The 26,542-nt window shown below is 70.5% G+C and carries 27 protein-coding genes and 1 pseudogene; 19 read left to right on the top strand and 9 right to left on the bottom strand.

All coding sequences use genetic code 11. From position 1 onward, the window contains the following. Positions 1-25: 25 nt before the first annotated feature. Positions 26-808 carry a GntR family transcriptional regulator gene (locus tag QF037_RS32255; protein WP_307037480.1) on the bottom strand — a complete coding sequence of 261 codons (783 nt, stop codon included), beginning with the start codon at positions 806-808 and terminating at the stop codon, positions 26-28. Next, entirely contained in the window at positions 805-1,350 is a 546-nt protein-coding gene (locus QF037_RS32250; protein WP_307031288.1) for a GntR family transcriptional regulator, read from the bottom strand. The genes QF037_RS32255 and QF037_RS32250 overlap by 4 nt, the downstream gene beginning before the upstream one ends. A 154-nt stretch (positions 1,351-1,504) precedes the next feature. On the opposite strand from QF037_RS32250, the gene QF037_RS32245 reads away from it, so the two are divergent. From QF037_RS32245 to QF037_RS32220, 6 genes and pseudogenes are all read left to right on the top strand, one after another. Next, complete coding sequence (locus tag QF037_RS32245; RefSeq protein ID WP_307031286.1) at positions 1,505-1,939, top strand: ATP-binding protein; 435 nt, start codon at positions 1,505-1,507, stop codon at positions 1,937-1,939. Continuing rightward, positions 1,936-3,351 carry a transposase gene (locus QF037_RS32240; RefSeq protein WP_307031284.1) on the top strand — a complete coding sequence of 472 codons (1,416 nt, stop codon included), beginning with the start codon at positions 1,936-1,938 and terminating at the stop codon, positions 3,349-3,351. Before QF037_RS32245 ends, QF037_RS32240 begins: the two co-directional genes overlap by 4 nt. A 19-nt stretch (positions 3,352-3,370) precedes the next feature. Then, positions 3,371-4,822 carry an acyl-CoA synthetase gene (locus QF037_RS32235; RefSeq protein WP_307031282.1) on the top strand — a complete coding sequence of 484 codons (1,452 nt, stop codon included), beginning with the start codon at positions 3,371-3,373 and terminating at the stop codon, positions 4,820-4,822. Beyond that, positions 4,815-6,377: a carboxyl transferase domain-containing protein gene (locus QF037_RS32230; RefSeq protein ID WP_307031280.1), complete on the top strand. Its 1,563-nt coding sequence runs from the start codon at positions 4,815-4,817 to the stop codon at positions 6,375-6,377. The genes QF037_RS32235 and QF037_RS32230 overlap by 8 nt, the downstream gene beginning before the upstream one ends. A 169-nt stretch (positions 6,378-6,546) precedes the next feature. Next, positions 6,547-7,590 (top strand): rod shape-determining protein, encoded by a 1,044-nt coding sequence (locus QF037_RS32225; protein WP_307031278.1) that lies wholly within the window; start codon positions 6,547-6,549, stop codon positions 7,588-7,590. A gap of 38 nt (positions 7,591-7,628) precedes the next feature. After that, positions 7,629-9,067, top strand: a pseudogene (locus tag QF037_RS32220) (sensor histidine kinase). Positions 9,068-9,098: 31 nt separating this feature from the next. Here the strand turns inward: QF037_RS32220 and QF037_RS32215 are convergent. Continuing rightward, a complete protein-coding gene (locus QF037_RS32215; RefSeq protein WP_307031275.1) occupies positions 9,099-10,022 on the bottom strand; it encodes an anti-sigma factor RsbA family regulatory protein in 924 nt (307 codons plus the stop codon). Beyond that, complete coding sequence (locus QF037_RS32210; protein WP_307031272.1) at positions 10,019-10,372, bottom strand: STAS domain-containing protein; 354 nt, start codon at positions 10,370-10,372, stop codon at positions 10,019-10,021. Before QF037_RS32210 ends, QF037_RS32215 begins: the two co-directional genes overlap by 4 nt. Before the next feature lie 257 nt (positions 10,373-10,629). On the opposite strand from QF037_RS32210, the gene QF037_RS32205 reads away from it, so the two are divergent. The 3 genes from QF037_RS32205 (at position 10,630) to QF037_RS32195 (ending at position 14,889) form a co-directional block, all read left to right on the top strand. Continuing rightward, positions 10,630-11,316: an ANTAR domain-containing protein gene (locus QF037_RS32205; protein ID WP_307031270.1), complete on the top strand. Its 687-nt coding sequence runs from the start codon at positions 10,630-10,632 to the stop codon at positions 11,314-11,316. 70 nt (positions 11,317-11,386) lie between these two features. Next, positions 11,387-12,259 (top strand): LLM class flavin-dependent oxidoreductase, encoded by an 873-nt coding sequence (locus QF037_RS32200; RefSeq protein ID WP_307031268.1) that lies wholly within the window; start codon positions 11,387-11,389, stop codon positions 12,257-12,259. Positions 12,260-12,498: 239 nt separating this feature from the next. After that, positions 12,499-14,889: a M4 family metallopeptidase gene (locus QF037_RS32195; RefSeq protein ID WP_307031266.1), complete on the top strand. Its 2,391-nt coding sequence runs from the start codon at positions 12,499-12,501 to the stop codon at positions 14,887-14,889. Positions 14,890-14,943: 54 nt separating this feature from the next. Here QF037_RS32195 and QF037_RS32190 read toward each other — a convergent pair whose 3' ends face one another. Continuing rightward, positions 14,944-15,294, bottom strand: coding sequence for a helix-turn-helix transcriptional regulator (locus QF037_RS32190; protein WP_307031264.1), 351 nt, complete (start codon positions 15,292-15,294; stop codon positions 14,944-14,946). A gap of 136 nt (positions 15,295-15,430) precedes the next feature. Between QF037_RS32190 and QF037_RS32185 the strand changes: the two genes are divergently transcribed. Further along, positions 15,431-16,135 carry an ANTAR domain-containing protein gene (locus QF037_RS32185; RefSeq protein WP_307031263.1) on the top strand — a complete coding sequence of 235 codons (705 nt, stop codon included), beginning with the start codon at positions 15,431-15,433 and terminating at the stop codon, positions 16,133-16,135. A gap of 62 nt (positions 16,136-16,197) precedes the next feature. Here QF037_RS32185 and QF037_RS32180 read toward each other — a convergent pair whose 3' ends face one another. Then, positions 16,198-16,329, bottom strand: coding sequence for a hypothetical protein (locus QF037_RS32180; protein ID WP_307031261.1), 132 nt, complete (start codon positions 16,327-16,329; stop codon positions 16,198-16,200). A gap of 45 nt (positions 16,330-16,374) precedes the next feature. Between QF037_RS32180 and QF037_RS32175 the strand changes: the two genes are divergently transcribed. The 6 genes from QF037_RS32175 (at position 16,375) to QF037_RS32150 (ending at position 21,049) form a co-directional block, all read left to right on the top strand. After that, positions 16,375-16,635, top strand: coding sequence for a hypothetical protein (locus QF037_RS32175; RefSeq protein ID WP_307031259.1), 261 nt, complete (start codon positions 16,375-16,377; stop codon positions 16,633-16,635). A gap of 116 nt (positions 16,636-16,751) precedes the next feature. After that, a complete protein-coding gene (locus tag QF037_RS32170; RefSeq protein ID WP_307031257.1) occupies positions 16,752-17,657 on the top strand; it encodes an NADP-dependent oxidoreductase in 906 nt (301 codons plus the stop codon). A 52-nt stretch (positions 17,658-17,709) separates the two neighbouring features. Next, positions 17,710-18,771 carry an alkene reductase gene (locus QF037_RS32165; RefSeq protein ID WP_307031255.1) on the top strand — a complete coding sequence of 354 codons (1,062 nt, stop codon included), beginning with the start codon at positions 17,710-17,712 and terminating at the stop codon, positions 18,769-18,771. Between the two features lie 7 nt (positions 18,772-18,778). After that, positions 18,779-19,255, top strand: coding sequence for a MarR family winged helix-turn-helix transcriptional regulator (locus QF037_RS32160; protein ID WP_307031252.1), 477 nt, complete (start codon positions 18,779-18,781; stop codon positions 19,253-19,255). Between the two features lie 568 nt (positions 19,256-19,823). Next, entirely contained in the window at positions 19,824-20,117 is a 294-nt protein-coding gene (locus QF037_RS32155; RefSeq protein ID WP_307037478.1) for an STAS domain-containing protein, read from the top strand. Next, positions 20,117-21,049, top strand: a complete 933-nt coding sequence (locus tag QF037_RS32150; RefSeq protein ID WP_307031250.1) for an anti-sigma factor RsbA family regulatory protein — start codon at positions 20,117-20,119, stop codon at positions 21,047-21,049. Before QF037_RS32155 ends, QF037_RS32150 begins: the two co-directional genes overlap by 1 nt. A gap of 145 nt (positions 21,050-21,194) precedes the next feature. Here QF037_RS32150 and QF037_RS32145 read toward each other — a convergent pair whose 3' ends face one another. Further along, positions 21,195-21,788 (bottom strand): SigB/SigF/SigG family RNA polymerase sigma factor, encoded by a 594-nt coding sequence (locus QF037_RS32145; protein ID WP_307031248.1) that lies wholly within the window; start codon positions 21,786-21,788, stop codon positions 21,195-21,197. 250 nt (positions 21,789-22,038) lie between these two features. Here QF037_RS32145 and QF037_RS32140 point away from each other — a divergent pair, with 250 nt between their 5' ends. Then, on the top strand, positions 22,039-22,530 hold the full coding sequence (locus tag QF037_RS32140; RefSeq protein WP_307031247.1) for a hemerythrin domain-containing protein: 492 nt from the start codon (positions 22,039-22,041) through the stop codon (positions 22,528-22,530). A 157-nt stretch (positions 22,531-22,687) separates the two neighbouring features. On the opposite strand, the gene QF037_RS32135 is transcribed toward QF037_RS32140, so the two are convergent. Next, a complete protein-coding gene (locus QF037_RS32135) occupies positions 22,688-22,858 on the bottom strand; it encodes a hydrophobic protein (protein WP_307031245.1) in 171 nt (56 codons plus the stop codon). Positions 22,859-23,054: 196 nt separating this feature from the next. On the opposite strand from QF037_RS32135, the gene QF037_RS32130 reads away from it, so the two are divergent. Continuing rightward, positions 23,055-23,279, top strand: a complete 225-nt coding sequence (locus QF037_RS32130; protein ID WP_373463843.1) for an XdhC family protein — start codon at positions 23,055-23,057, stop codon at positions 23,277-23,279. 737 nt (positions 23,280-24,016) lie between these two features. After that, a complete protein-coding gene (locus QF037_RS32125; RefSeq protein WP_307031243.1) occupies positions 24,017-24,667 on the top strand; it encodes an arsenate reductase/protein-tyrosine-phosphatase family protein in 651 nt (216 codons plus the stop codon). 57 nt (positions 24,668-24,724) lie between these two features. Here QF037_RS32125 and QF037_RS32120 read toward each other — a convergent pair whose 3' ends face one another. Further along, a complete protein-coding gene (locus tag QF037_RS32120; protein WP_307031241.1) occupies positions 24,725-26,488 on the bottom strand; it encodes a DUF4012 domain-containing protein in 1,764 nt (587 codons plus the stop codon). Positions 26,489-26,542 lie beyond the last annotated feature (54 nt).

Raw genomic sequence — 26,542 nt, 5'->3', positions numbered from 1 at the left:
CCGCCTCCCAGTCCAGTACGGAGCTTCATTCAGGCGTGAACTCGTACTGCACCTCGTAGAGATGGCCCGCCTTCACCATGACGGTTGCTTCGATCGGGCGTTCGTCATCGCCGTACACCACGCGCAGAGTCCGCAGCACCGGCAGGCTGCCACCGGGAAGTTTCAGTGCCCGGTACTGCTCCTGCGTGGGGACGCGGGCGGAGACTCTGTCCACGCTGAACCGAGGCGGGTGTCCGAGACCGGCGAGGAGAGCGGGCGTGCCGCCCGTGATCCGTCGCCGCTCCACTATGGCGGTGCCGCGCGCTATACCCAACGGATAGTAGGAGTAGACCAGTTCAGCCGGTTCATCGTCGATGAGCAGCAACTGGTGGCGCAGCACTGCTGTACCGCCCTCCAGCAGGTTCAGCGCTTCAGCGACGTCCGGGGGAGGAACGGTCTCCATGACGTCGAGCAGCTTGCTTCGCGCCCGCGCCCCGTGCCTGCCCGCATCCGTGAGCCAGCGGTAAGGTTCGCCGGGAGCGGCCGTGGCCATGGACGAGGCCGGGCGCAAGGTCCGCTGCCGATGCTCGCGCACGGTGACAGCGGCGCCCGCCCGCCCGATCACGAGCCGCTCGTCCTTGAGTAGCTGCAAAGCCTTCTGCACGGTGGCGCTAGACGCCTCGAAGCGGGCCTTAAGCTGCACCGTCGATGGGAGTTTGGCGCCTGGCGGCATCCCTCCACTCAGGATGTCGTCCCGCAGATCTGCCGCGATCCGCTCATGCAGGGAACGCCGGTCGATGTCTTCCGCCTCGGCCTTGGGCACGGTCAGTCCCCGATCCACATCTCATAGCGCAATTGCTGCCGATGCGCAGGCATGACCATACGGTCCACCTGGATCGGCTGATCGTCCCGATCCAGCGTGAGCCGGGTCAACTGGAGCACGGGCTCGTCGGGCGCAGTCCGAAGCACATCCCGTTCCGCCTTGCTGGGCATTCGCGCCACCACGTCCTCACGGACACGTACGCCGACATGTCCCAGCTCACTGAGCAACGCAACCGCCCCGCCGCGGATCTTGGCTGTGCCCGCCAGCCCTGTGCCACGCGCAAGGCCAACCGGGTAGAACGTATCGGTCAACTCGCAAGGCGCATCGTCGAGATACATGACCCGACGGCGTACGACCGCCACATCCCCTTCGGACAGCCCGAGAAGCTCCGCGACGCCTCTCGGTGCAGGCACCTCAACGGCGTGAACGATATGCTGCCCGCCGCTCCGGCCCCGTGCTTCAAGCTCAGCACTCCAGGCGTCCGACTGCCCTTTCCCGCGCGGGGTCACATACGGCAACGAGGCACTGACCCACCTGCCATCACTCACGAGACCTCCCGCAGGACCATCACTCGCGGACCTTTCCGCCTTACACAGTAAGCGACTTGGTGACCGCGATCGCCCTTTCGACATCTTGCTGCTTTTCGCGAATAGCAGTAACTTGTGGAGATCGTACAGCCCAGGATCAAGGCGGTGGTTCGCCGTGCCCTTGTTACGGCAGCGACGGTTCTCCCGATCGCGTTGCTCTGCGCGCGCCGCGCGAGATTTCGCCCTTGCCACTCTCGGCGAGTGGCACGTCGATGACCGCCACGACGACATCCGGCTGTGCGTCTCGGAAGTCGCCACCAACGCCCTGATCCACGGAGTGCCACCGGGGCGGGACTTCTGCGTACGGCTCTGCCTGGACGGCACCACACTCAGAGTCGAGGTCCGCGACAGCGGAGACGGTCAGCCAGTGGTCCGCCTGCCAGACATAGCGGATCCCGATGGGCGGGGCCTCTTCCTGGTACGCGAGTTGGCGGACGACTTCGGCGTCACCGAGCACGTCCCAGGCGAAACGGTGTGGCTCGTTTTCAAGGTCGCGGCCGTGTCGGGAACCGGAATCCCCAAGGCCGATCTCGCGGGCGGCAACAGGTGAAGGTCACCCGCATCGCCCTTTCGAAGAACCTCAACGACGGCAAGTACGCCCAGCTGGTCCAGCAGGCATCCCAGCTGGGCCGCGTGCGGTCGCTGGTATGGCGCCAGTACGGCTCCGTCGCCGGCGTCGGTGTGCGGGATCGCACGATCCGTGACCGGTGGCTACGAGACGGCACCGCGGCCGGTTTCGGTGTGCTCGCGAACGCCTGGAAGGAAACGGTGCGGGACGCGGTCGCCGACATCACCGCGAACCGCGAGGCGGCCAAGGCCAAGGTCCGCCGGGCCATCATCCGTCACACCACAGACGATGCCGAGCGCAAGCGTCTGTTCACCGCGCTCAAGTACGACACATGGACCGCGGATCCATACCTGTCCCGCCAGATGCGCGGCCATTGGAAGCACGGCCGGAACCGCACGCACAACCAGATCGTCGTGCGTTCCGACCAATACAGGACCTTCACTCTCGCCGAGGGCGGCAACGTCTGGCTTGCCGTGCCCGGACTGGAGCGTCGCCAACTCGTCAGAATCCCGCTGAACACCACGATGGAACCGACTGGAACCTTACGGCTGATCATCCGAGGCGGGCGGATCGAGGTGCACTACCAGATCCACGACGGTGCACTGAAGTCGTCCCGGCGTCCGTGCGGTACCCGTGAGATCGGGGTGGACAAGGGATACAGCGAGGTTCTCACCGACTCCGACGGCCGGCGTCACGGCCGGGAACTCGGGCGCCTACTGACCACCGAATCCGACCAGCGCAAACTGGTCAACGCCCACCGCGCCAAACTTCGTTCCATCGCCGAAAAGGCATCCGCGCGTGGGAACCATGCGAAAGCGCAGCGGATCTGGACCAACAATCTCGGCATGCTCAAGAAGGAGCGCAGAGATGCCGCATGGCGCGCCCGGATCCGCGATGTCACTTTCCAGGCCGTACACACCGTGGTGGACAAAGCCGCAATGATCGTGGCCGAAGACCTCACCAAGACTTTCACCAGCCGAAAGAGGCTGGGGAAGAACACCAACCGGCGCTTGGCAACCTGGACCAAGGGTGTCACCGCAGAAGCGCTGGAAGCTGTGTCGGGCCGCAAAGGTTCTGCGGTGCGGCTGGTCAACGCTGCCTACACCTCACAAGCCGTCCCTTTCACGGATAACCTCGGTGTCCGCAAAGGGGACCGGCTTCACTGCCCATGCGGGGCGGTGTGGCAAGCAGACCACGCCGGAGCGATCAACATCCTGCACAGAGCGAGTGACCCCGACATCACCCCGCACACCCCGTACAGGCGCGTGCGGCAGATTCTGCAGGAACGTACAGATCGCCAACGGTCCAGACTGCCGGACCAGGACTCCAGCGCCGGGAGCACGTGCCGGTGCGGAGAGCGAACCATCCGATCCCTGCTCAACCGTGAGCACTGAGAAGGAAGCAGTACGACGCGTGACCTCTCTCTTCCCGGCCCTGACGGACGCTCCGGCGGACCGCCCCGCCCTGCGGTTCGGCGACCGGTCCCTGACGTACGCGGAGCTCGCCACCGCGACCGGTCTGCTGGCCGGCAGCCTCCGGGACGCCGGCCGCGTCGCCGTCTGGGCGACCCCGACGCTGGAGACCGCCGTCGCCGTCGTGGCGGCACTGCGGGCCGGTGTGCCCGCGGTGCCGCTGAACCCGAAGTCCGGGGAGAAGGAGCTCGGACACATCCTGTCGGACAGTGCGCCGTCGCTGGTCCTGGCGGCACCGGGAGATGAACTACCCGCCGTAATAAGGGACTTGCCACGCATCGACGTAACCCCCGACACGACCACCGCGGTCACCCCCACCCAAGAGACGGCCACCGACGACGACCCCGCCCTCGTCGTCTACACCTCCGGCACCACCGGCCCCCCGAAGGGCGCCGTCATTCCCCGCCGGGCGATCGCCTCGACCCTGGACGCGCTGGCCGACGCCTGGCAGTGGACCGGCGAGGACGTGCTGGTGCACGGTCTGCCGCTGTTCCATGTGCACGGCCTGGTCCTGGGCATCCTCGGGCCGCTGCGGCGCGGCGGATCGGTGCGCCATCTGGGCCGGTTCTCGACGCAGGGTGTCACGCGGGAGCTGTCCGGCGGCGCGACGATGCTGTTCGGGGTGCCGACGATGTACCACCGGATCGCCCAGTCCCTGTCCGGGGAACCGGAGTTGGCGAAGGCGCTGGGGCGGGCGCGGCTGCTCGTCTCCGGGTCGGCCGCGCTGCCGGTGCACGACCACGAGCGGATCACGGCCGCGACGGGGCGGCGGGTGATCGAGCGGTACGGCATGACGGAGACGCTGATGAACACCAGTGTCCGCGCGGACGGCGAGGCCCGGGCGGGGACGGTGGGGGTGCCGCTGCCGGGGGTGGAGCTGCGGCTGGTGGAGGAGGACGGGGCGCCGATCACCTCGTACGACGGGGAGACGGTGGGCGAGATCCAGGTGCGCGGCCCGAACCTGTTCACCGAGTACCTCAACCGGCCCGACGCGACGGCGGCCGCGTTCACGGCGGACGGCTGGTTCCGTACGGGGGACATGGCGGTGCGCGAGTCCGACGGCTATGTCCGGATCGTGGGCCGGAAGGCCACCGACCTGATCAAGAGCGGGGGGTACAAGATCGGGGCGGGTGAGATCGAGAACGCGCTCCTCGAACACCCCGGGGTGCGGGAGGCGGCGGTCACCGGAGAGCCGGACGCCGATCTGGGCGAACGGATCGTCGCCTGGATCGTGCCGGCGGACCCCGAGTCCCCGCCCACCGCGGAGGAGTTGGCCGACCACGTGGCCCGCCGCCTCGCCCCGCACAAGCGCCCACGCGTCGTCCACCACCTGGACGCCCTCCCCCGCAACGACATGGGGAAGATCATGAAGCGGTCGCTGGCCCATGACTGACCGTCTCTCCGCCCGCGAGTTCCTCGCCCTCGTCACGGACGACTTCACCGAACTCCCCGCCCCCGCACGGGAGTCGACGCCCGACGGCCCGCTCGGCTGGCAGGGCTACGACGCCGCACGCGCCCGCGCGACCGAGCGCACCGGCGAGGACGAGTCCGTCGTCTGCGGAACGGGACAGGTCGAGGGAACCCGGGCAGTGCTGCTCGCCTTCGAGTTCGGCTACCTCGGCGGCTCCCTGGGCGTACGCACCGGCGACCGGCTGGAGGCGGCGTACGCCTACGCCCGCGCCCACCGTCTCCCGGTCGTCCCCCTGGTCGCCACGGGCGGCAGCCGTATGCAGGAGGGCATGCTCGCCCTGACCCAACTCCAGCGCGTGGCACGCCAGTCGGCCCTCACCCGCGAGGCGGGCCTGCCCCAGATCGCGGTGGCGCGGGACCCGACCACAGGCGGCGGCTGGGCCACCCTGGGCGCGGGCGCCGACATCGTCCTCGCCCTCCCCGGCGCCCAGATCGGCTTCGCGGGCTCCCGGGTCCGCCCGCCGGACGCGGACCCGAGGGCGTACACGGCCGAGGCGCAGATGGCGGCGGGTGCGGTGGACGCGGTCGTACGCCCGGAGGAACTGAGGGAGACACTGGGCCGCTGGCTGCGGCTGCTGACGGGATCGTCGACACGGGCGGCGCCGGTGCCACGGACGCCGGGCCACTCCGTCGCGCACGACACGGCCGGGCCCCCGACGACCGACGCCGCACCGGAAGCACCTGACTCCGGCGGCACCGCCGCACGCCCCGACGTCCCCGCGGCCGCCGACGACGCCGCAGAAGCCCGCGGCCCCGGCGCACCCGCCCCCGGCGGCACCGCCCCACGCCCCGGCCTCCCCACGGACATCGCAGCGGCCGAAGACGCCGGGGGAGCCCGCGGCTCCGCCCCCGCCCCGCACCTCTCGCTCACCGGCTGGGAAGCCGTCCGGCGTGCCCGCTCCCCCCGACGCCCGCGCGCCGACCGCTACTTGGACGACTACTTCACCCACCGCGTCACCGTCTCCGGCGACCGCTGCGGCGGCACGGACCCCGGCATGCTGTGCGGCTTCGGCGAACACGCGGGACGGACGGTCGCGTACGCCGCGCAGACCGGCACCGCCACCCGCCCCGCCGGTTATCGCACCGCCGCCCGGCTGATCCGGCTCGCGGACCGGCTCGGCATCCCGGTGCTGACGCTGGTGGACACCCCGGGCGCCGCCAACGACGCGGAGGCGGAGCGGCAGGGGGCGGGGGCGGCGATCGCGGAGGTGTTCGGCGCGGTGGCCTCCGCCCGGACCCCGGTCACCACCCTCCTCATCGGCGAGGGCGGCTCCGGGGGCGCCCTGGCCCTGGCCGCCCCCGGCAACACCTGGGCCACCCCGGACAGCTACTTCTCCGTCATCGCACCGGAGTCGGCGGCGGCCATCCTCAAGCGGCCCCCCAAGGAGACGGAGGCGACGGCGGACCAACTCCGCATCCGGCCGCAGGACCTGGTGGAGCTGGGGGTGGTCCGGGCGGGGGGCCCGTTGCCCTCGTGAAGCGAGCCTTTACATGTTCCATATGTGGGACATAAGCCGCTAAACCCCCCATTCAGCCTCCCCCCACCCGGCCCCCCACAAAAGGCGCCCCACCCCCACCCCCCACACGATGCCAATGAGCCCCGCCACCCGGCGCGGCCACGGTCTGTGTTCTCGGGAGGACCTGCCCATGACCGCCACCGCCAGTCTGGAGCAGCTGCGTCGCTGCCACTTCGCCGTCGACATGGGTGCGGCGAGGACGCGGGTGTACGTGAAGGGCACCGGGCTCGTCGTCGACCAGCCGTCCGTCGCCGCCGTGAACACCCGGACCGGCGCGCTGATCGCGGTGGGCGAGTTCGCGGAGAAGATGACGGGCCGCACCCCCGACTACATCCGTGTCGTCCGTCCCGTCTCCGGCGGCACGGTCGTCGACATCGAGATGGCCCAGCGCATGCTGCGGCACCTGCTCGGCGACAAGGTCCGCCGCTCGCTGCGCCGCAAGGCGATCCTGCGCGCCGCCGCCTGCACCCCGCACGACGCGGACCCCCTCGCCCAGCGCGCCTGCATCGAGACCATGGTCGGGCTGGGTGCCCGCCGCGTCGAACTCGTGGACACGCTCATCGCCGCCGCCGTCGGCTGCGGACTGCCGGTGGAGCGGCCCGAGGCGACGATGGTGCTGGTGTGCGGGGCCGCGGCCACCCAGGTCGCCGTGCTCTCCCTCGGCTCGATCGTCAACGCCGTACGCATCCCCGTCGGCGGCGAGGCCGTGGACCACGCGATCGTGCAGCACCTGCGCCACCAGCACGAGCTGATGCTGCCGAGCCAGTCCGTACGACCGCTCCAGCTCGCCCTGTCCGGCAACGGCCTCACCGCCTCGGGCCCCGCCTCCACCGAGATCCACGGACGGGACGTCGCCACCGGCCTCGCCCGCTCCGTCCAGGTCGACACCGCCGCCGTCCGTGACGCGATCCAGACCCCGCTCACCGCCGTGCTCGACGGCATCGGCAAGGTGCTGCGGGACTGCCCGCCCGACCTGGTGGCCGACCTCGCCGACCGCGGGATCATGATGGTCGGCGGCAGTGCGCTGCTCCCCGGTTTCGACGAGATGCTGCGGCACGCGACCGGCATGCCGGTGCACATCGCCGAACGCCCCGAGGTGTGCGCGGTGGAGGGTCTCGGCGCGATGCTGGAGGGCCGTATCGAGCCGCTGGCACTGGACCCGCTGACCGACTGACGCCGGCACCGAGACCGACACCGGTATTCATCGACCGTATGGCCGACGATCCCCTTCCCCCGCTCCTGGAAGCCGTCCTCAGCGTCGGCACCGATCTCGAACTGCGCACCACCCTCCAGCACATCGTGGACGCCGCCGCCGACCTCACCGGCGCCCGGTACGCCGCACTGGGGACGGCCGACCCGGGCCAGGACGGACTCATCGAGCTCCTCCCCCAGACTTCGTCCGGGGGACCCCATCTCGCTTCGCTCGCCGGGCCCGGCCCCGCGCGCACGGCGGTCTCGCTCACCGTGTCGATCCGGGTGCAGGACGAGGAGTTCGGCACGCTGCACCTCGCGGACAAGGGCAAGGAGCCCTTCACCGCCGAGGACGAGCAGCCCCTGCACGTCCTCGCCGCCCAGGCCGGGATCGCCATCGGCAACGCCCGGCTGTACGAGGCGGCCCGGCAGCGTGAGCGCTGGATCGAGGGCGCGGCGGCCGTGACGACCGCGCTGCTCGGCGAGGGGGTCCGCGGCCGACGCGCTCACGACGGTCGCCGAACGCGCCCGCCTGCTCGCCGAGGCCTCCGCGGGCGTCATCCTCCAGCCCACCGAGGAGGGCGGCATGGAGATCGTGACCGCCTCGACGTACGACGATCCCGGCGACATCGTCGGCACGATCGCCCCCGGCAGTCCGGTGCTGGAGCAACTCCTCGGCGGTGAACCGGTGTTCGTCGACGACTCGGCGACCGACCCGCGGATGACGACCCCGGTACGGCACCGGTTCGGGCCCAGCATGATGCTGCCGCTCCAGGCCGGCGGCCGGCTGATCGGGACCCTCGCCCCGCCCCGCCGGCGCGGCGACCGCCCGTACACCTCCGTGGAGCGCCTGCTCGCGGTCCAGTTCGCCTCGCAGGCCGCGCTCGCCCTGGTCCTCGCCGACGCCCAGCACAGCCGCGAACTCCTCGCCGTCTTCGAGGACCGCGACCGTATCGCCCGGGATCTGCACGACCTCGTCGTCCAGCGGCTGTTCGCCACCGGCCTGATGCTGGAGTCCATCCAGCGCCGCAGCGGGGCGGACGACGTGCACGAGACGCTGGGGAAGGCGGTCGACGAGCTCCAGTCGACCGTCCAGGAGGTCCGTACGACGATCTTCGCGCTGCGGCAGCCGCCCGCGGACGCCCCGACGACGTTCCGGGGCAAGGTGCTCCGAGAGACTGCGGGGGTGGCCGCCCTGCTGGGCTTCGCGCCGTCCGCACAGTTCACCGGCGCGGTCGAGAACCGTGTCCCCGAGCGGACGGCCGGCCGTCTCCTCGCCGCCCTGCGCCGCGCCCTCGCCACCGCGTCCCGCCGCTCCGGCGTCTCGCGCATCGAGGTCGGGGTCGACGCGACGGCGGCCCTGCCGGACGGCGGGGGGCGTACGGCTGACGGTGTACGACGACGGGACGGCCGACGACGGGGGCACGGGGACCACCGTGACCTGGCAGGCGCCGCTCTGAGGTCAGGGGGCCGAGGGGGCTGGACGCGGTGTCAGCACGCGAACCAGCAGCGCACCGTCGTCCCCTCCTCGCCGGTGTGGGTGCGGACGAGGTCGGCGATCAGGTTGACCAGCAGCAGGCCCCGCCCGCCGCGCTGGTCGCGGGCCGCGGGCCGCCGTCCCGCCAGGGGATCGGCGAGCCGTCCCTTGTCCCGCACCTCGCACACCGCGTACCCGTCCTCGCCCCACACCCGCAGCGTCCCCGAACCGCCGCCGTGCACCACGCTGTTGGTGGTCAGCTCGGCCGCCGCCAGGGTGAGGTTCTCCAGTGCGATCCCGGTCAGTCCGAGCCGGGCGCCCTCGGCGGTCGCGAGATGGCGGACCTCGGGCAGCGATCCGGCGTCGAAGCAGAGGGAGAGCACGTCCGCGACGACGGGCAGCGGCTCGTTGTAGCGGGCCACGACGTCGTCGGGGGCGTATCGGCCGCTCTCCTGTTCCGGTCCGCCGCCGGAGGGGATGACCGTGGGGTGGGTGGCGTAGGCGTCGGCGAGCACCCGCTCGTCGAGGCGCCGGACGTCGTAGGGGCACAGGATGGTCGCGAGCCGGCCCGCGAAGGCCGCGTTGATCAGTGCCTCGTGCTGGACGCACGCGGGGTACTCGCCGGCCGTGCGACCGGCCCAGATCGGTTCGCCGATGATCCGCACCCGGCGGCCGTCCGGCTGGGCGTCGGCGAAGGCCCGCAGCACGCCGGGGATGATCCGGCCGGGGTTGCGGCCGGCTTCCCGCATGTCCAGGAGCCGTACGGTGTCGGCGGCGTCGCCGAGGGCGTCGCGGATCAGCCGGAGGTTGTCGCCCGGTACGGCGACGGCGACCGGTTCGCCCGCGTCGAGGCCCTCGCGGACGAAGGGGATCGTGCCGGCGAGGTAGTCCTCGTCGTCCTGGTAGAAGAGGGCGGGGTGCAGGAAAGCGGCGGTCACGGCTGTGTCACCTCGATTCCCGACAGGCCCGGCCAGAACATGTCCAGCGTCCGGCTCAGTGTGGACGGCGGGCGGTGCAGCTGGAGCAGCCGGCCCTCCTCCAGTCGCCGCGCGGCGGACGCGAGGGCATCGGCACCCGCGACGTCGACGAAGGTCACCTCCGACATCTCCAGCCGGTACACGTCCGTACGCGCGCCCAACGCCTGCTCCAATGCGCGCTCCCAGATCTCGTGCGTGCCGTGGCCCACCTCACCCACGGCCCGCAGACCGCTGTGCCCGCGCAACGTGGACACCGTGAGGCGCGGTGCCGCGCCGGCGGACCGCTGAGGTGGTCGCTGGTGAAGATGCACGCCCTCTCCCACTGCTCGTGCGCATTCTCCGCTCTTCGTGGGCGCATTCTCCCGCTCTTCGTGGACGAAACGCGCTTACCCCGGCGGGGGCCTGTCAATCCCAGCCTCGTGGGTGTAGCCCCCGACCGGTCGGGCAGACGCACGATCAGCACCACCGGGCCCCCGCGGAGCCGGCTGTCCGGCTCCGCCCGGATTCCGGTGGGCGACGAAGGAGCCACATCAGGGCGACGACGGTCGGGGACCGACGAGGCGGAGACATGATCTCAGCGGCACACACATCTCTCACGGGGCGGCTGAACACCCTGGTCATCGATGGCCGTACGGAAGCGGGCCGGGCGGAGCTGCGGCCGCGCGGCGAGCTCGTCCACGGTTGCGCGAAGGTCCTGGACGAGACCCTGACGGCGCTGCCGGACGGAGTCCGCCGGGTCGAACTGGACATGTCCGCCGTGGTGTTCATGGACACCGCCGGACTCCAGTTCCTGGAAGTCCTCGACAGCTACAGCCGTCGGCGGCGCATCCCGGTGTCCGCCACCGGCTGGACCGGCCAGCCGCGCCGGATCCTGGAGCTCGCCGGCCTGGACACCACCGACCCGCTGCGGGCGGCCCCGCACCCGGCCGGCCCCGAGCCCGCTCCCCCGGCCCCCTCCGCGGTGGCCCTGGAGCGCGCGGAGCAGCTCCATCTGCTGCGCGCGGAGGTCGAGCAGCTCCGCCAGGCGATCGCCTCCCGGCCCGTGATCGACCAGGCCCGCGGCATCCTCATGGCCGCCCACTCCTGTACGTCCGAGGAGGCCTGGACCATCCTGCGCACGACCTCCCAGCTCTCCAACACCAAGCTGCGCACGATAGCCGCGGCCCTCACGGCCGGCACGGAGTCCGATGGCCCGCCGCCGCCCGAGGAGGTGCGCACGGCGTTGCGTACGGCGGTCAGGATCTGTCTGAACTGAGGCGGTCCTGCTGGATCTTGGCGCCAAAGCCCGTTGATCGATTCCTCGGCCGGACCGTAGGTTCCGTCGTATGACGAATCTCCGGATCGGTGTGATGTACGACCGCGACTGGGCCCCCGAGGGGCTGCCCGACTTCGCGCGGCGGGCCGAGGCGCTCGGCGCGGACGACCTGTGGGTGGTGGAGGACCTCCGCTGGAACGGCGGGGTGTCGGCGGCGGCCGTGGCGCTGGGCGCGACCGGGCGGTTGCGGGTGGGAATCGGGATCGCACCGGCGCCGTTGCGCAGCCCGGCGCTGCTGGCGATGGAACTGGCCACGCTGGCAAGGGTGTTCCCGGGCCGGCTGGTGGCCGGGATCGGTCATGGCGTACGGGAGTGGATGGAGCAGGTCGGTGTCGCGCCGCGCTCTCCGCTGGCCCTGCTGGAGGAGACGATCACCTCCGTTCGGGCGCTGCTCCACGGGGAGCGGGTCACGTCGCAGGGGCGGGAGGTGCGGATCGACGGCATCCGGCTCGTCCACCCGCCCGCCGAGCCGCCGCCGTTGGTCGCCGGTGTGGTGCGGCCCCGCTCCCTGGAGCTGTCGGGGCGGGTCGCGGACGGCACCCTGATCGCCGAGGGGCACGGACCGCGGGACCTGGAGAACATCCGGGCGCTGCTGGCGAAGGGCGGCGCGGGCGAGGACCACACGCTCAGTGTGTTCGCCTTCTGTGCCGTGGGTGACGACCCCGAGGAGGTGGCCCGGACCCTGCATCCGCACACCGAGGGCCACGGTGCCTGGCTGGGCCGCCCGCAGGAGGAGGTCTTCACGGTCTCCGGCAGCGCGGCACAGGCCGCTGAGAGGATCGGCGCACTACGGGCGTCCGGCGCCGACACCGTCGTCCTCCGCTTCGTCGGCCCCGAGCCGCTCCGGCAGCTGGAAGCCGTCCTGGAGGCCGCCGAGCGCTGAGCCGCTCCACAGCAAACACACAGGTCAGCGGGGTCGTAGAGGGATAACCCTCGAATGACCCCCGACCCAATGACATGCCACGGTCAAATCTGCCACTCTTCCTCCACCCTGCGCACCGGCCGCACACGCCGAGCGCGGAGGTTCCCGCACGGCCCTGCTCAGCTCGACCCGGACAGCACATCCCGTCTGCCCGGTCTGTCACCGGCCGTCGACGCGCGGCCGTCGCAGTAGGAGCAAGAGTGAGACGTACCCCCCGCCCGGCGACCGCAGCCGGAGCCCTGGCTGCCACCGCCGCACTGCTGGCCCTCGGCATACAGACGGTCCCCGCGGCCGCCGAGACCTCCCCCCACCCCAGTCCCCTGCGCACCGGCGGCCTCCAGGCCGAACTCACCCTGGCCCAGCACGCGGCGCTGCTGAAGAAGGCATCGAAGCAGACCGCGGCGACGGCCGGCACGCTCGGCCTGGGCGCGAAGGAGAAGCTGGTCGTCAAGGACGTCGTCAAGGACAACGACGGCACCCTGCACACCCGTTACGAGCGCACCTACGCCGGTCTGCCGGTCCTCGGCGGCGACCTGGTCGTGCACACCCCGCCGGCCGCCGAGGCCACCGGCACGGTGAGCACCACCTTCAACACCAAGCGGACCATCAAGGTCGCCTCCACCACCGCCGCCTTCGCCAAGTCCGCCGCCGAGACCAAGGCACTCAAGGCGGCCAAGGCCCTCGACGCCGAGAAACCCACCACCGACAGCGCCCGCAAGGTGATCTGGGCGGGCGGCGGAACGCCGAAGCTCGCCTGGGAGACGGTGGTCGGCGGCCTCCAGGACGACGGCACACCCAGCCAACTGCACGTCATCACCGACGCGGCCACGGGCGCGGAGCTCTACCGGTACCAGGCCATCAAGACCGGCACGGGCAACAGCCAGTACAGCGGCACCGTCACCATCGGCACCACGCTGTCCGGTTCGACGTACCAGCTGAACGACACCACGCGCGGCACCCACAAGACGTACAGCCTCAACAACGGCACGTCCGGCACGGGCACGTTGATGACCGACTCGGACGACGTGTGGGGCACCGGCTCCGGCTCCAACACGCAGACCGCTGGTGTGGACGCCCACTACGGCGCCCAGACCACCTGGGACTTCTACAAGAACACCTTCGGCCGCAGCGGCATCAAGAACGACGGCGTGGCCGCCTACTCGCGCGTCCACTACAGCACGGCGTACGTCAACGCCTTCTGGGACGACGACTGCTTCTGCATGACCTACGGCGACGGCACCAGCAGCACCCACGCGCTGACCTCGCTCGACGTCGCCGGCCACGAGATGACCCATGGCGTCACCTCCAACACCGCGAACCTCAACTACACCGGAGAATCAGGCGGGTTGAACGAGGCGACGTCCGATATCTTCGGCACCGGCGTGGAGTTCTACGCGGCCAACTCGACCGACGTGGGCGACTACCTCATCGGCGAGAAGATCGACATCAACGGCGACGGCACGCCCCTGCGTTACATGGACGAGCCCGACAAGGACGGCGGCTCCGCGGACAGTTGGTACTCCGGCGTCGGCAATCTCGACGTCCACTACTCCTCGGGCCCGGCGAACCACATGTTCTACCTGCTCTCCGAGGGCAGCGGCACCAAGACCGTCAACGGCGTCACCTACAACAGCCCGACCTCCGACGGCGTCGCGGTCGCCGGCATCGGCCGGGCCGCGGCCCTGCAGATCTGGTACCGGGCGCTGACGACGTACATGACGTCCAGCACCTCGTACGCGGGCGCCCGCACCGCCGCCCTGAGCGCGGCCGCCGACCTCTACGGCACCAGCTCGACCCAGTACGCCGGGGTGGGCAACGCCTTCGCCGGCATCAACGTCGGCAGCCACATCACGGTCCCGACGACCGGCGTCACGGTCACCAACCCGGGCAGCCAGTCCTCGACCGTCGGCACCGCGGTGAGCCTCCAGATCAGCGCGAGCAGCACCAACAGCGGCTCACTGACCTACGCGGCGAGCGGCCTGCCGACCGGCCTGTCGATCAGCTCCACGGGCGCCGTCTCCGGCACCCCGACGACCGCGGGCACGTACAGCACGACGGTCACGGTGACCGACAGCACGGGCGCGACCGGCACCGCCTCCTTCGCCTGGACGGTCAGCGCCGGCGGCAGCGGCACCTGCACCTCGGCCCAGCTCCTGGGCAACCAGGGCTTCGAGTCGGGCAACACCACCTGGACCGCCGGCAGCGGCGTCATCACCAGCTCCAGCGGCCAGGCGGCCCGCACCGGCTCCTACAAGGCCTGGCTGGACGGCTACGGCTCCACCCACACCGACACGCTCTCCCAGTCGGTGACCGTCCCGAGCGGCTGCACGGGCACCACGTTCACCTTCTACCTGCACATCGACACGGCCGAGACCACTACCAGCACCCAGTACGACAAGCTGACGGTCACCGCCGGATCGACCACCCTGGCCACCTACTCCAACCTGAACGCGGCCGGCGGCTACGTCCAGAAGTCCTTCAGCCTGTCCGCCTTCGCGGGAACCACCGTCACGCTGAAGTTCTCCGGTGTCGAGGACTCCTCGCTCCAGACCAGCTTCGTGGTGGACGACACGGCCGTGACGACCGGCTGACACTCCCCGCACAGCGACGCGGGTCCCGTCCGGGGCCCGCGTCGCCGTGCGTGCTCACGCCTCTTCGACCGCCATCGCACCGGCGCGTGGCGCGTCCTCGTGGTGCCCGTCCATCTGGACGAGCAGCCCGAGCAGCGAGGCGACGGTGAGCCTGGCCTCGGCGGGGTGGCGCAGAACCTTCCCCTGCGCGATCCGGTACGTGTTGCTGCGCCCCTCACGCGTGTGGGACAGGTATCCACTCTGCTCCAGATCGGAAATGATCTTCTGGACAGCGCGCTCCGTGAGTCGGCAATGGGCGGCGATGTCGCGCACCCTCGCGCTCTGATTCTCGGCAATGGCCGCCAGTACCCGCGCATGGTTGGTGATGAACGTCCACCCCGCGTGCGGCTCCGTCGCTCCACTCATGAAGGCATCGTACGCCTAGGGATTCAGGTATGAGAATACACGAAGCGAATTTCATGTATCTCTTGACGTGAGTCCGCGTTCGGGTGAACCTGGTGGCGTCGGAACGGTGGGTGTTCCCAGCCCTGGGGAGAGGACCATGTCCAAGTCGGCACCCGGCTGCGCCGGGCCGGTCAGCGGATGCACGAGGCTCACCGGCCACGACGGCGAGACACGGCTGACGGTCTGCGCCCGACCCGACGGCGACCGAACGGCGGTCACCGTGCACGGCGACCTCGACCTCGCCGCCGACCAGGAGCTCCAGCAGGCTCTGCGCTCGGCGCTCACGGACTCCGGCAAGGGCATCGACCTGGACCTCGACGGCGTCGAGTTCTGCGACTGCTCCGGACTCAACACCCTGCTGGGGATCCGGCAGCAGGCCCTCGACCAGTGCAAGACGGTCACGATCCGCGCCATCAGCCCGGCCGCCGAACGAGTGTTCGCCCTCACCAACACCCTGCCCCTGTTCGCCCCGGAGGGTGAGATGGTCCAGGAGGACGACGCCTCGCACTCAGCGACGGACCCACGGGTCGAGGTCGTACAGCTGCGGCGGGCGATGCAGACCCGGGGACTCATCGATCTGGCCCGCGGCATCCTCATGGCCACCTTCTCCCTCAGCGCGGAGGAGGCCTGGAACGTCCTGGTGATGACCTCGCAGAACACCAACACCAAGCTCCACCGCGCGGCACAGCAACTGGTGGACTCCGTCCGGGGCGAACCCCCGCCCGAGGAGGCCCGCAAACAGCTGACCGCCGCCGTCACCCACGTCACCGCCGTACGCGAGAGGGCACAGGGGGCGGAGTAGGGAACGCACGCGGGACGGCGGCAGCCGATCGCGGACCCGGAGCCCCGCCGGGCGGTCGCGGCTCAGCCGCGCGGTCCCGCGCCGTGCAGGAGCGCGTCGATGACGAGCGTGGCCTGCGCGTCCGGGTCCTGCGTGGCCGGATCCTGATCCGCGCCGGGCCTGTTGAGTGCTTCGCCGAGAAGGGCGTAGTACACCTGCCGCGTCCACTCCAGGTCCGCGTCCGGGGCGAGGAGCCCCTCGTGCTGCGCCCGGTCCAGGAGCTGGACGGCGTGGGCGTCGATCCCCCTCCAGCCCGGCCGCCCGCGACCGCCGGCTCACCGCCTGGCCCGAGTGAGACATCCCCGACAAGTCCAAGCCGGTGCGCCCGAAGGCCCCTCTTCCAGCTGGTCCTGGTCGCCGACGGCGAGAGCGACATCCTCATGCCCGCCAAGAACTCCCACCTGCTGGCCAAGCACCTCCACGACGCCCGGCTCAGCCGACCGACCTGCCGGCCGGCGTGACGACGTCCCGAGCGGCCTCCCAGCGCGACAGCGAATACTTGGCTAGCCACACTTTTGCTGTTACGTTGGTTATGTGTCCAGCCACCTAAATGCGTGGCGGCACGGGAGGAGTCGTCATGAAAGCCATCCTGTTCGACCGTTTCGGTGGCACCGAAGTGCTGCACGAGGCGGACATCGAGGTCCCGCGGCCCGGCTCCGGCCAGATCCGCGTCCGCGTCAGGGCGGCCGGGCTGAACGCGCTGGACGGCAAGATCCGCTCCGGGGCGATGGAGGCCGCGTTCCCCACACCGCTCCCCGCCGTCCCCGGTGCCGAGCTCGCCGGCGTGGTGGACGCCCTGGGTGAGGGCGTGCAGGACGTGCGGGTGGGCGACGAGGTGCTGGGCTGGTCGGACACCGGCTCGTACGCCCAGTACGCACTGGCCACCACCGTGGCCCCCAAGCCCGCCGGCCTCGACTGGCAGCACGCGGTCGCGCTGCCGGTCGCGGGCGAGACGGCCGAGCGGGTCCTGAACCTGCTGGGCGTCGTCGCCGGGGAGACCGTACTGATGCACGGCGCGGCCGGAGCGGTCGGCACCCTGGCGGTCCAGCTCGCCACGGCCCGCGGAGCGCGTGTCATCGCCACCGCCGGCCCCGCCAACCAGGACTACCTCACCTCGCTCGGCGCCACCGCCACCCTCTACGGCGAGGGCCTGGTCGAGCGGGTCAGGGCACTCGCCCCCGACGGCGTGGACGCGGTCTTCGACCTGGCCGGCAAGGGAGCTCTCGAGGACTCCATCACCCTGCGCGGCGGCACCGAGCGCATTGTCACCATCTCCGACTTCCGCGCGCACCAGCTCGGCGTCACCTTCTCCAGCGGCGGCCAGAAGCGCTCCGCCACCCGTCTGGCCGAGCTGGCGCAGGACGCCGCGACCGGCAAGCTCGTCACCACCGTCAACGCCTACCCGCTCGACCAGGCCGCCAAGGCCCAGCAGGTCAGCGACGCCGGGCACGGCCGGGGCAAGCTCGTCCTCACCGTCGACTGATCACGCCCGTACTCCCCCCTGTTACGACCATCACCGCACCGAAGGACCCCTCATGCTGAACGCCCTGTGGACACCGACCACCATCGGCGAGATCCCCCTCCCGCACCGCCTGGTCATGGCCCCCATGACCCGCGACCGCTCCACGCCCGAAGGCGTCCCCACCGAGCTGAACGCCGAGTACTACGCCCAGCGGGCCTCGCACGCGCTCATCATCACCGAGGGCACCCAGCCCTCCCCCGACGGCCAGGGCTACCTCCTCACCCCCGGCATCCACAATGACGAGCAGATCGCCGGGTGGCGCAAGGTCACCGACGCCGTGCACGAGGCCGACGGCCGGATCGTCATCCAGCTGATGCACACCGGACGTATCGCCCACCCCGACAACACCCCGCACGGCCGTCAGCCCGTCGCCCCGTCGGCGATCCAGCCGCAGGGCGCGATGTTCACCGCGTCCGGGCCCCAGGAGATGCCGGTGCCCCGCCCTCTGTCGACGCAGGAGATCGCGGCGACCGTCGACGACTTCCGCCGCGCCGCGGCGGCCGCCATCGCGGCAGGCGCCGACGGCGTGGAGATCCACGGCGCCAACGGCTACCTGGTACACCAGTTCCTCGCCGACAACACCAACCAGCGCACCGACAGTTACGGCGGTTCCCTCGACAACCGCATCCGCTTCGCCGTCGAGGTGGCCGCCGCCGTGGCCGACGAGATCGGCGCCGACCGCACCGGCCTGCGCATCTCCCCCGGCAACCCCTACAACGACATCGCCGAGTCCGACACCGCCGAGCTGTACCCGGCGCTCCTGCGCGCCCTGAGCCCGCTCGGCCTCGCCTACCTCCACGTGATGCACGCGGGCGACGAGGAGCTGCTGAGCACCCTGCGCGCACTGTGGCCGACCACGCTGGTCCTGAACCGGGCCGGCACCGACATCGTCACCCGCGCCAAGGACGTCGACAACGGCACGGCCGACCTCGTCTCGGTCGGCGCCCTGGCCCTCGCCAACCCGGACCTGGTCGAGCGGCTACGCTCTGACGCGCCGCTGAACACCCCCGACCCGGCGACCTTCTACGGCGGCGGAGTGGCCGGCTACACCGACTACCCCACCCACACCGTCTGAGGAACCGATGCCCGCCACACACCGCACCCCGTCCACGGCCAGCGAGGGGCCGATGAGCTACGCGATCTTCCAGCTCGCCCGCGCTCATCGCGCCCGCGCCGGCGTCATGCTCCGTGAGATGGACCTGCACCCCGGACAGGAACTGCTGCTGATGCAGCTCCTCGACCGGGACGGCCAGACCCAGTCCGAACTGCTCGAAAGCGTCGGCCTGGACCACTCCACCGTCTCCAAGTCGCTGCGCCGTATGCAGGAGGCGGGCCTGCTCGTGCGCGAGCCGGCCGCGCACGACCGACGGGTCATGGTCGTCCACCTCACGGACAAGGGCCGGGCGATGCGCGAGCCCATCGCGGCCATGTGGCGGGCCCTGGAGGAGACCTCCGCGCTGAACCTGTCGCAGCAGCAGGCGGATTCCTTCGTCAGCACTGCCTACGCCATCGCCGATGCGATCAACAGCCGCGCTGTCCCGCAGGGCGAGTCCGAATGACTCCCCTCGGCTCGGCCCGGTGTCAACACGCGGATGCAAGGCACCCGTGGGAGCGGAGGGTGCGGTGACCGTGAGGGTGTCGCTGCTGTTGGAGCCGCAGAAACAGGCGAGGCCGACGCCGCTGGCCTTGGTCATCAGCTGAGGGTCCTTGCCCAGCTGGGTGACGGCGTTGCCGACTGCCCCCGAGGCCACCGACGCCGTACGCGCCTACGCTGCCGCCCTCGACAACGACATGCGTCTGACCGCACCCCGGTCACAGCTCTCCGCGCCGCGCTCGACCACATCGGCCAGGAGGTCTTCGACGCCGGTCGTCAGCTGTGACCGCCTGCGAGCGCACCCGCCCCGGTCGCGGCACCGGCCCTGAACGCGCACGCCGTTCCTGTGAAGCACCGAACGGGACAGCGGGGTCGGCCTGTGTGTCGGGCTAGACTCCCCCGCTGGGGATTTTTCGTCTGCCCGTGCCTGGGCGGCGTGCAGTTGGCTCGAAAGGTGAAGGAGTCCGAGCGTGGATGCCTCACATACGGTGGGCGGAATCGGCCCGGTAACGCGCGGGGAGGTCGCGTTGGAGGTGAGTCCGTTGCCCGACGGTCGTTCCGGGATACGTGCCCGTGGTGAGATCAGCGCCCTGACACGTTCTTCCTGGGAACAGGCCCTGGCGGAGCTGGCCCGGCGGCACGCGGGCGTGTCGTACGTGGAGCTGTCGGATGTGGCGTTCGTCGACGTGGCTGGGGTGACCGCGCTGGCGGTCACCGCCATGAACCTGCGGGACGGCCGGGTCGTGGTGGAGCATCCGCCGCCGCAGGTCCCCCGGGTTCTGGAACTGTTCTGGCCGGATCTGGACCGGATCGAGGTGGCTCTGTGATGAGCACGGTGACCACCGACGAGGCGTTCGTGCACCCTGCCCTGTTCTATCGCACCGCTCACGAGTACACGCGGCAGACGGTGTCGTTCCTGCGCGAAGGGCTGGACAACGGCGAGCCGATGGCCGTCGCGGTGCCCGGCCCCAACCTGGAACTGATCAGGAGCGGGCTGGGCGCGGATGCCGAGGGCATCCTGTTCCTGGACATGACCGAGGCCGGCCGCAATCCCGGGCGGATCATCCCCAAGGTCCTGCGCGGATTCGCCGACGCACACCCGCAGGGGCGGGTGCGCATCATCGGTGAACCGATCTGGGCCGGGCGCAGCGCGGTGGAGTACCCGGCGTGCGCGCAGCACGAGGCTCTGATCAACGCCGCCTTCGAGGGCAGGGCGGTGACGATCCTGTGCCCGTACGACGAGGTACGGCTGGATCCGCAGGTGATCGCCGATGCTCGCGTTACCCACCCGTCCCTCATCAACGGGGAGGGCCGTGAGTGGGCCAGCGACGTCTACGACTGGCAAGCGCTCGTCTCCCGCTACAACCAGGAACTGCCGACGGTGCCGGACGCCGCGGTCTTCTCCTACGGCGAGGAGGACCTTCCGTCGGTCCGCCGTTTCGCGGTGGCTCAGGCCACGCGGCTGGGTCTGGCCGGTGAGCGGCTGATGGACGCGGAGCTGGCGGTCGCGGAACTGACGACCAACAGCGTGGTGCACGGCGGCGGCCATGGCACGCTCGCGGTCTGGACCGAGCGGGAACAGCTCGTGATCGAGGTCCGTGATGCGGGCCGGATGACCGATCCGCTGGCCGGCCGCCGTCCGCCGGAGCGCGGGCAGATGGGCGGCCGGGGCTTGATGCTGGTCAACTGCGTGTCCGACCTGGTGCGCATGCACACCGGCGACGACGGTACGACGGTGCGCTTCTACCTCAGCCTGTAGCGCACGCGTGGGCGGCCTGCCCCTGTCCGGGCAGGCCGCCCGCCCATCGTGCATTCAGGCAGCACTGATCGACGAGCCCTGGCGAAGCAGCCCCGATGGAGGTGGTGGCGCCACCATCGCGAGGGCGCCGCTTTACCGGGCGGTGTCAGTGCATCTGGGAGACGCCGAGACGCTCGCCGATCTGGGCCTGCGTCTCTTCCTCGACGAACCTCCAGTGCAGGAGCTTGCGCGATCGCTCATCGAGACCGGCGATCATCGGAGCGAGTGCGTGGAAGTCCTCCACCAGTTCCAGCGCGCTGTCCTCGTCGCCGATGAAGTCGTCCCGTGCCGTCTCGCCGTCCTCACTGTTGTTGATGGCCGCGTCCAGGGAGGAGGAGCGGTAACCGTTGGAGGCCAGCCGCGCCTCGATGACCTCCTTTTCCTCCAGGTTCATCAGCTGGGCCAGCTCCGCCACGGTCGGCGTACGGCCCAGGCGGCTGCTTAGCTCCTCGGTGGCACGCGCCAGTTGGACGCGGGCCTCCTGCAGGCGGCGGGGAACGTGCACGGCCCACGTGGTGTCACGGAAGAACCGCTTGATCTCTCCCACGATGTAGGGGATCGAGAAAGAGGTGAACTCCACCTCGCGAGAGAGCTCGAACCGATCGATGGCCTTGATCAGACCGATCACACCGACCTGGACGATGTCCTCAGGCAGTACACCGCAGTACGCATCCATCGTCGCTGCCGTATCCGTGATCATGTGTCCCGCCCCTGTCGGCCCTGCCGACCCCGGCCCTTTCAGCTCACCGCTGCCGCCTCTACCCCCTGGCCCGGTGGTCACGCCCACGACTTCCGCACCCGCGCCACGTCTCGCCTCAACACATCAGAACACCGCTCGCCGATGGTCAGCTCTCCTGCTGAACCGCGCAGGACGGGGTACCAGGATTCCGGGTGGGTTTCAGGAAGAATTCCCCGCAAGGTTTCCCAGCAAGAAAGTGATGCCTAGTCCCATGGCACAGACTCGAGACGTCGTTGAACTCATTCTCCAGGACCACCGGAAGATGGAGGATCTATTTCGTCAGATGCGCAGCGTCGAAGCCGACCGGGCCACCGCGCTCCGGGAATTCTCCGATCTGCTGATCGCGCACGCGCTGGCGGAAGAGGCCAAGGTCTATCCCGCCCTCAGGCGCTACAAGAACATCGACGACGAAGAGGTGGAACACGGCGAGGAGGAGCACGAGGAGGGCAACAAGGCACTTCTGGAACTCCTGGAGGTCGACGAGGTCGGCTCCCAGGAGTGGGACGAGAAGCTGGAGGAGCTCGTGCAGGCCGTCACCCACCACGCCGACGAGGAGGAGCGCACCATTCTCAACGGAGCGCGCGAGAACGTGGCCATGGAACGCCGGGAGGAGCTGGGTGGGGCGTTCACGGAAGAGCGCGCGCGCCAGCTGAAGGCAGGCTGCGGGGACGTCGACAATGTGCGACGCATCGTCGCCTCCTGACAGTGCCCGTTGCCGAGCCCTCGCCTCTCGCGTAGGTGACTCCCGGGAAGTCGGTAGCTGACTGCACGGTCTTTTCGGGCGGATATTTTGATCCGGGACATGCCTGTGGGCCCCCCGATGCATTCGGGGGCCCACAGGCATGTCGCCGCTTAACGGATTACCAGCGATACCAGCGTCCCTTGCGGCCGCCCGTGTCCGCGGAGCGCATGACGAAGCCGAGCAGCCAGACGACCAGTACGACGACGGCGATCCACCACAGTGCCTTCAACGCGAAACCCGCACCGAAGAGGATCAGAGCCAACAGAAGAACGAGAAGCAGGGGAACCATAGTTATCAACCTCCGTCGCTCCGCATGCCCCGCGAATACGGGAAGACGCGGTCGATTTCCATGGTTTCTCCACTACGCATCCGGGAACTGAAATCAGTTTCCCCCACAGCACCCGCCTCACCGCCGGGCGCGCGACGAGAGTGAGTACGCGGTCGTTACCAGCCCGGCCGCGGCGTACCGGCCAAGGTCACCAGGCGTGGACACCCCCGTATTCCGTCCAGGAATCCACGCGCCCCGCCCCCGCATGCCGATCTTCGGCGCGATGGGCTCTCGTCGTACCCACAAGAACCGCAACCAGCGCCTGCGGGAGGCCGGTACCGCAACGGCGCAACGCGCCCGTCTCCACTCTCCGATCGGGCTCGACCTCGGCGCCCATACCCCCGAAGGGACGGACACCACGGTCCGGCTGCACCGCGACTGACGGACCCGTGACAGGTTCGGCGCCCGACGTCCGCCCGCGGCCCAGACCCCCAGTCTCCACCAGGGCCTGTCCGGTGTTCCTCCCCGCCCACCGGGTGGGCCCTGGTCCAACCGCGCAAGGCGAAACTCACAGCTCCGCCGCCGGGACGGTGCTTCGGCACGAGCACCAAGTCAATCGTCCGCACCGGCTCGTCCGGACAAAGCAGCACATCGCACAACTCGAGCAAAGTGGCGACCGAGCCTGCGGCGGAGATGATGCGGTCGTGCCCTCCGAGGAGTTCGACGAACCTCCAGTCGGCTCGGCTTCGCGCATAGGCGGCGTACGGTTCGACACCGGGGGACGCGGCATGGCGTACGACGTTGCCGACGAGCTCGCTGACCAGGAGTTCGGTGTGGTGACGAGGTCGTCCGAGCCCCACGACGCCAGTTTCTCACGGACGTATTCGCGTGCCTTCCCTGCCGCCCGGCGATCGCTGGGAAGACTGCATGTCGCCACGTCATCGGGAGCGGTGGGCGGGGTATGGGCGATGAGCAGGACCGCGTCGTCGTCATGCCCTACGCCGCCGGATCTTCCCGCTGTGCGCGGTCAGAGCGGTGGACTCGGCGAAGTCCGGCTCTCCCTACGTTGCTTGCGGGCGCGCGGGCGACAGGGACGCCCGAGGCAGCATCCGTGTTCCTGCGTCGGGTCACCCGGTGAGGCGCGCCCCAGACGACCATACGTGGCGGGATACTTCCCCCATGAGCCCTTCCCCTGCCTCGCCGATGCCGGGACGCAGGGGCGCGCATTTTCGCGTGCTCATCGTCTGCACGGGAAATCTGCACCGCTCCCCACTGGCCGAGCGCCTGCTGACGGCCCGGCTCGCCGCGTCTCCAGAAACATCGGAGAGTTTCCGGGTGAGCAGCGCCGGCACCGCAGCCATGGCGGGAACGCCCATGGACCCGGCGGCGGCAACCCTCCTCGTCGAGTTGGGCGGGGACCCCTGCGGCGCGCTCGCTCGCCGACTGACCGCAGCACTGGTGGAGGACGCCGACCTGGTGCTGGGTGCTGCCACTGAGCACCGCGAGGCGGCCGTGCGACTGTCTCCGCTGTGGGCCTTGCAGCGGGCTTTCACCTTGCGTGAGTTCGGCCGGTTGCTGAGGCCGGAGGACTCCGCGGGTGCGACGGACCCTGCCGAGCGAGCCGCAGCGCTGGTCAGGGGCGCCGCGGCACGGCGTGGAACTGACGGCAACGGTGCGGACGACGATGACGTGGCTGATCCCTACGGCGCCCCCATGCGGGTGGCCCGGGAGACCGCGGCACGCATCGCCGAGCCGGTGGAGCGGATCGCCACAGCTGTACTGGGCATTCCCCTTGACGGTGAACACCTCACGCTCGAATCCCGAGCCTGAGGGAACCCCGGGGCGGCAAGGCGGCTGGGTGCCAAGAGCGAGGAACAATCCGAGCGGTCAGTCACCACACGTCGGGTATGGCCGCACGGTGGCCCGCAAGGGCCGCACCATCGGCTGGCGCAGCAGCAAAGGAGGGCGGCTTGAGGGGCTCTCCAGCAGACGCAACTCCAGGGTGCGGGTGGAACCCGCGGTCAGCTCCAGGTCAAGGGTGTAGACCGGGTGACCGCGCTCGGCAGCTTGGTGCACCATGACCGGTCGCCCGTCCAGAGCCGCCTGGGCCAGCCTCGCCCCCTTACTCGCGTAGTACGAAACCAGCAGACGGTTGTCGCCGGGCCGGGTCCGGTAAGAGGGGGCGTCCACACGCTGGGTGACATACAGGGGGAGTCCCGAGGTCGGTGCTCTGTTGGTGAGGTCCACGGTCACGGTGACCTCACGACCGGCTGCGACGCACCGGCCAGGAGCCCACTCCAGACGCCGGTCCAGGTAGTAGTCCAGCTTGGTGCCGGCCGCGTTGTTGACGACCAGCCCGGCGAACGGGTCGGCGGAGTCGGGCAGGGTACCGCCGAACGGGCGTCGCCGGAGTTCACGCTGCTCGGACGGGTGAGCACTCCACATCTTGACCCGTCCCGACCTCAGCTGCCCGCTCAGGGCGGCGAACAACGCGGTCCGTCGCGGCGGATCGTTCGCAACCCCCAGGAGCCTTCCCGAGACGGCGCGAGCCACGTCGAGGAAGAATGCCTTGCGCTCCCGGGTGTCCGAGTAGGCCGCGTAGCTGCTGCGCTCGGTGAGATCCACGACATTGGCAGCGGTGACCGCGGTGCCGTCGGGCAGAGTGGCGGGGCCGGATGCGGCGAGCAGCCCTGACAGAGCGCTGGGATCGAGGGCGAAGGCACCGTCCGTCTTCTGGCCTGTGCGATCCTCCCATGCGGCCGTCCAGATACGGGCCGCGTACGGGAAGTGCGGACTGAGGTTGGAGTTGACCCATGTAGTAGTGGGGGCGTTGTGCCCGTGCAACGCGGCATACTCGTCGCCCAGGTCGACTGCCGCGACAGCGTCCGCCATCTCGGTGTCGTTGCCGAAGTACTCGAACGCCAGACGGCCCCGGTCCGCGGTGAGGACCGCGAACGCGCCTGGCAGCCCGCCGGTGCCACGCGCCTCGGCCGTGTTCTCGAACACCACCACATACCGCCGTGGGCCCCGTTCTCCCAGCATCGACGGCATCACACGCGCCGCCGCGGCGGCGTCGCCCGTGGCAGGGACGATCCGGTCGAGTTGCCGGGCGAGCCGGACTCGGGACCGGTCGACGGCGGGCAGCCAGGTTCTACGAGGCAACTCGTCGACCTCGCTCCGCACATCGGAGGCGCTGACCGAGGCCCGTTCGAGGGCCGGAGCGGCGCGGCGGAGCGCGGGGAGACGCAGGTGACCACCGTCTTTCGCCGTGTCGGCGGCGAGTTGGGTGGCGGTGTCCGCCAGAGGGGCGAGCACGTCGCGGGTCAACCGCTCGGCAGCCTCCGCGGCACCGCGCACGGTGCGGACGGGACCGCCGAGGACGGGCACGTGCGCGGCGGAGTACCAGGCCGGACCGGTGGTGAGACTGTGTGCTCGCGCGGCATGTGCGGCAGCTGCGCGCACGACGGCGTCGGGTCTCTGCTTCACCGGCACGGCACCCCTCGCGGACACCTCCGCGGGGGAACCTGCGGCAATCTGCTGTCGCAGCGAGTTCAGGGCCTCTTGAGAGGCCAGCAGCTCGTCGCGGGCGAGCAAGCCGGTGATGACGACCCACCCGGCGCCGGCCAGAGGCAGGCCTGCGAGGGCGGCCACGAGCAGCCTGGCACGACGGCGACGGAGCCATCGGACCAGGCTGTCGGCATTGTG

It is taken from the genome of Streptomyces canus (assembly GCF_030815415.1).
In the GTDB taxonomy this organism is placed as follows: Bacteria; Actinomycetota; Actinomycetes; order Streptomycetales; family Streptomycetaceae; genus Streptomyces; species Streptomyces canus_F.
This window is presented reverse-complemented; position numbering and strand designations above follow the sequence as displayed.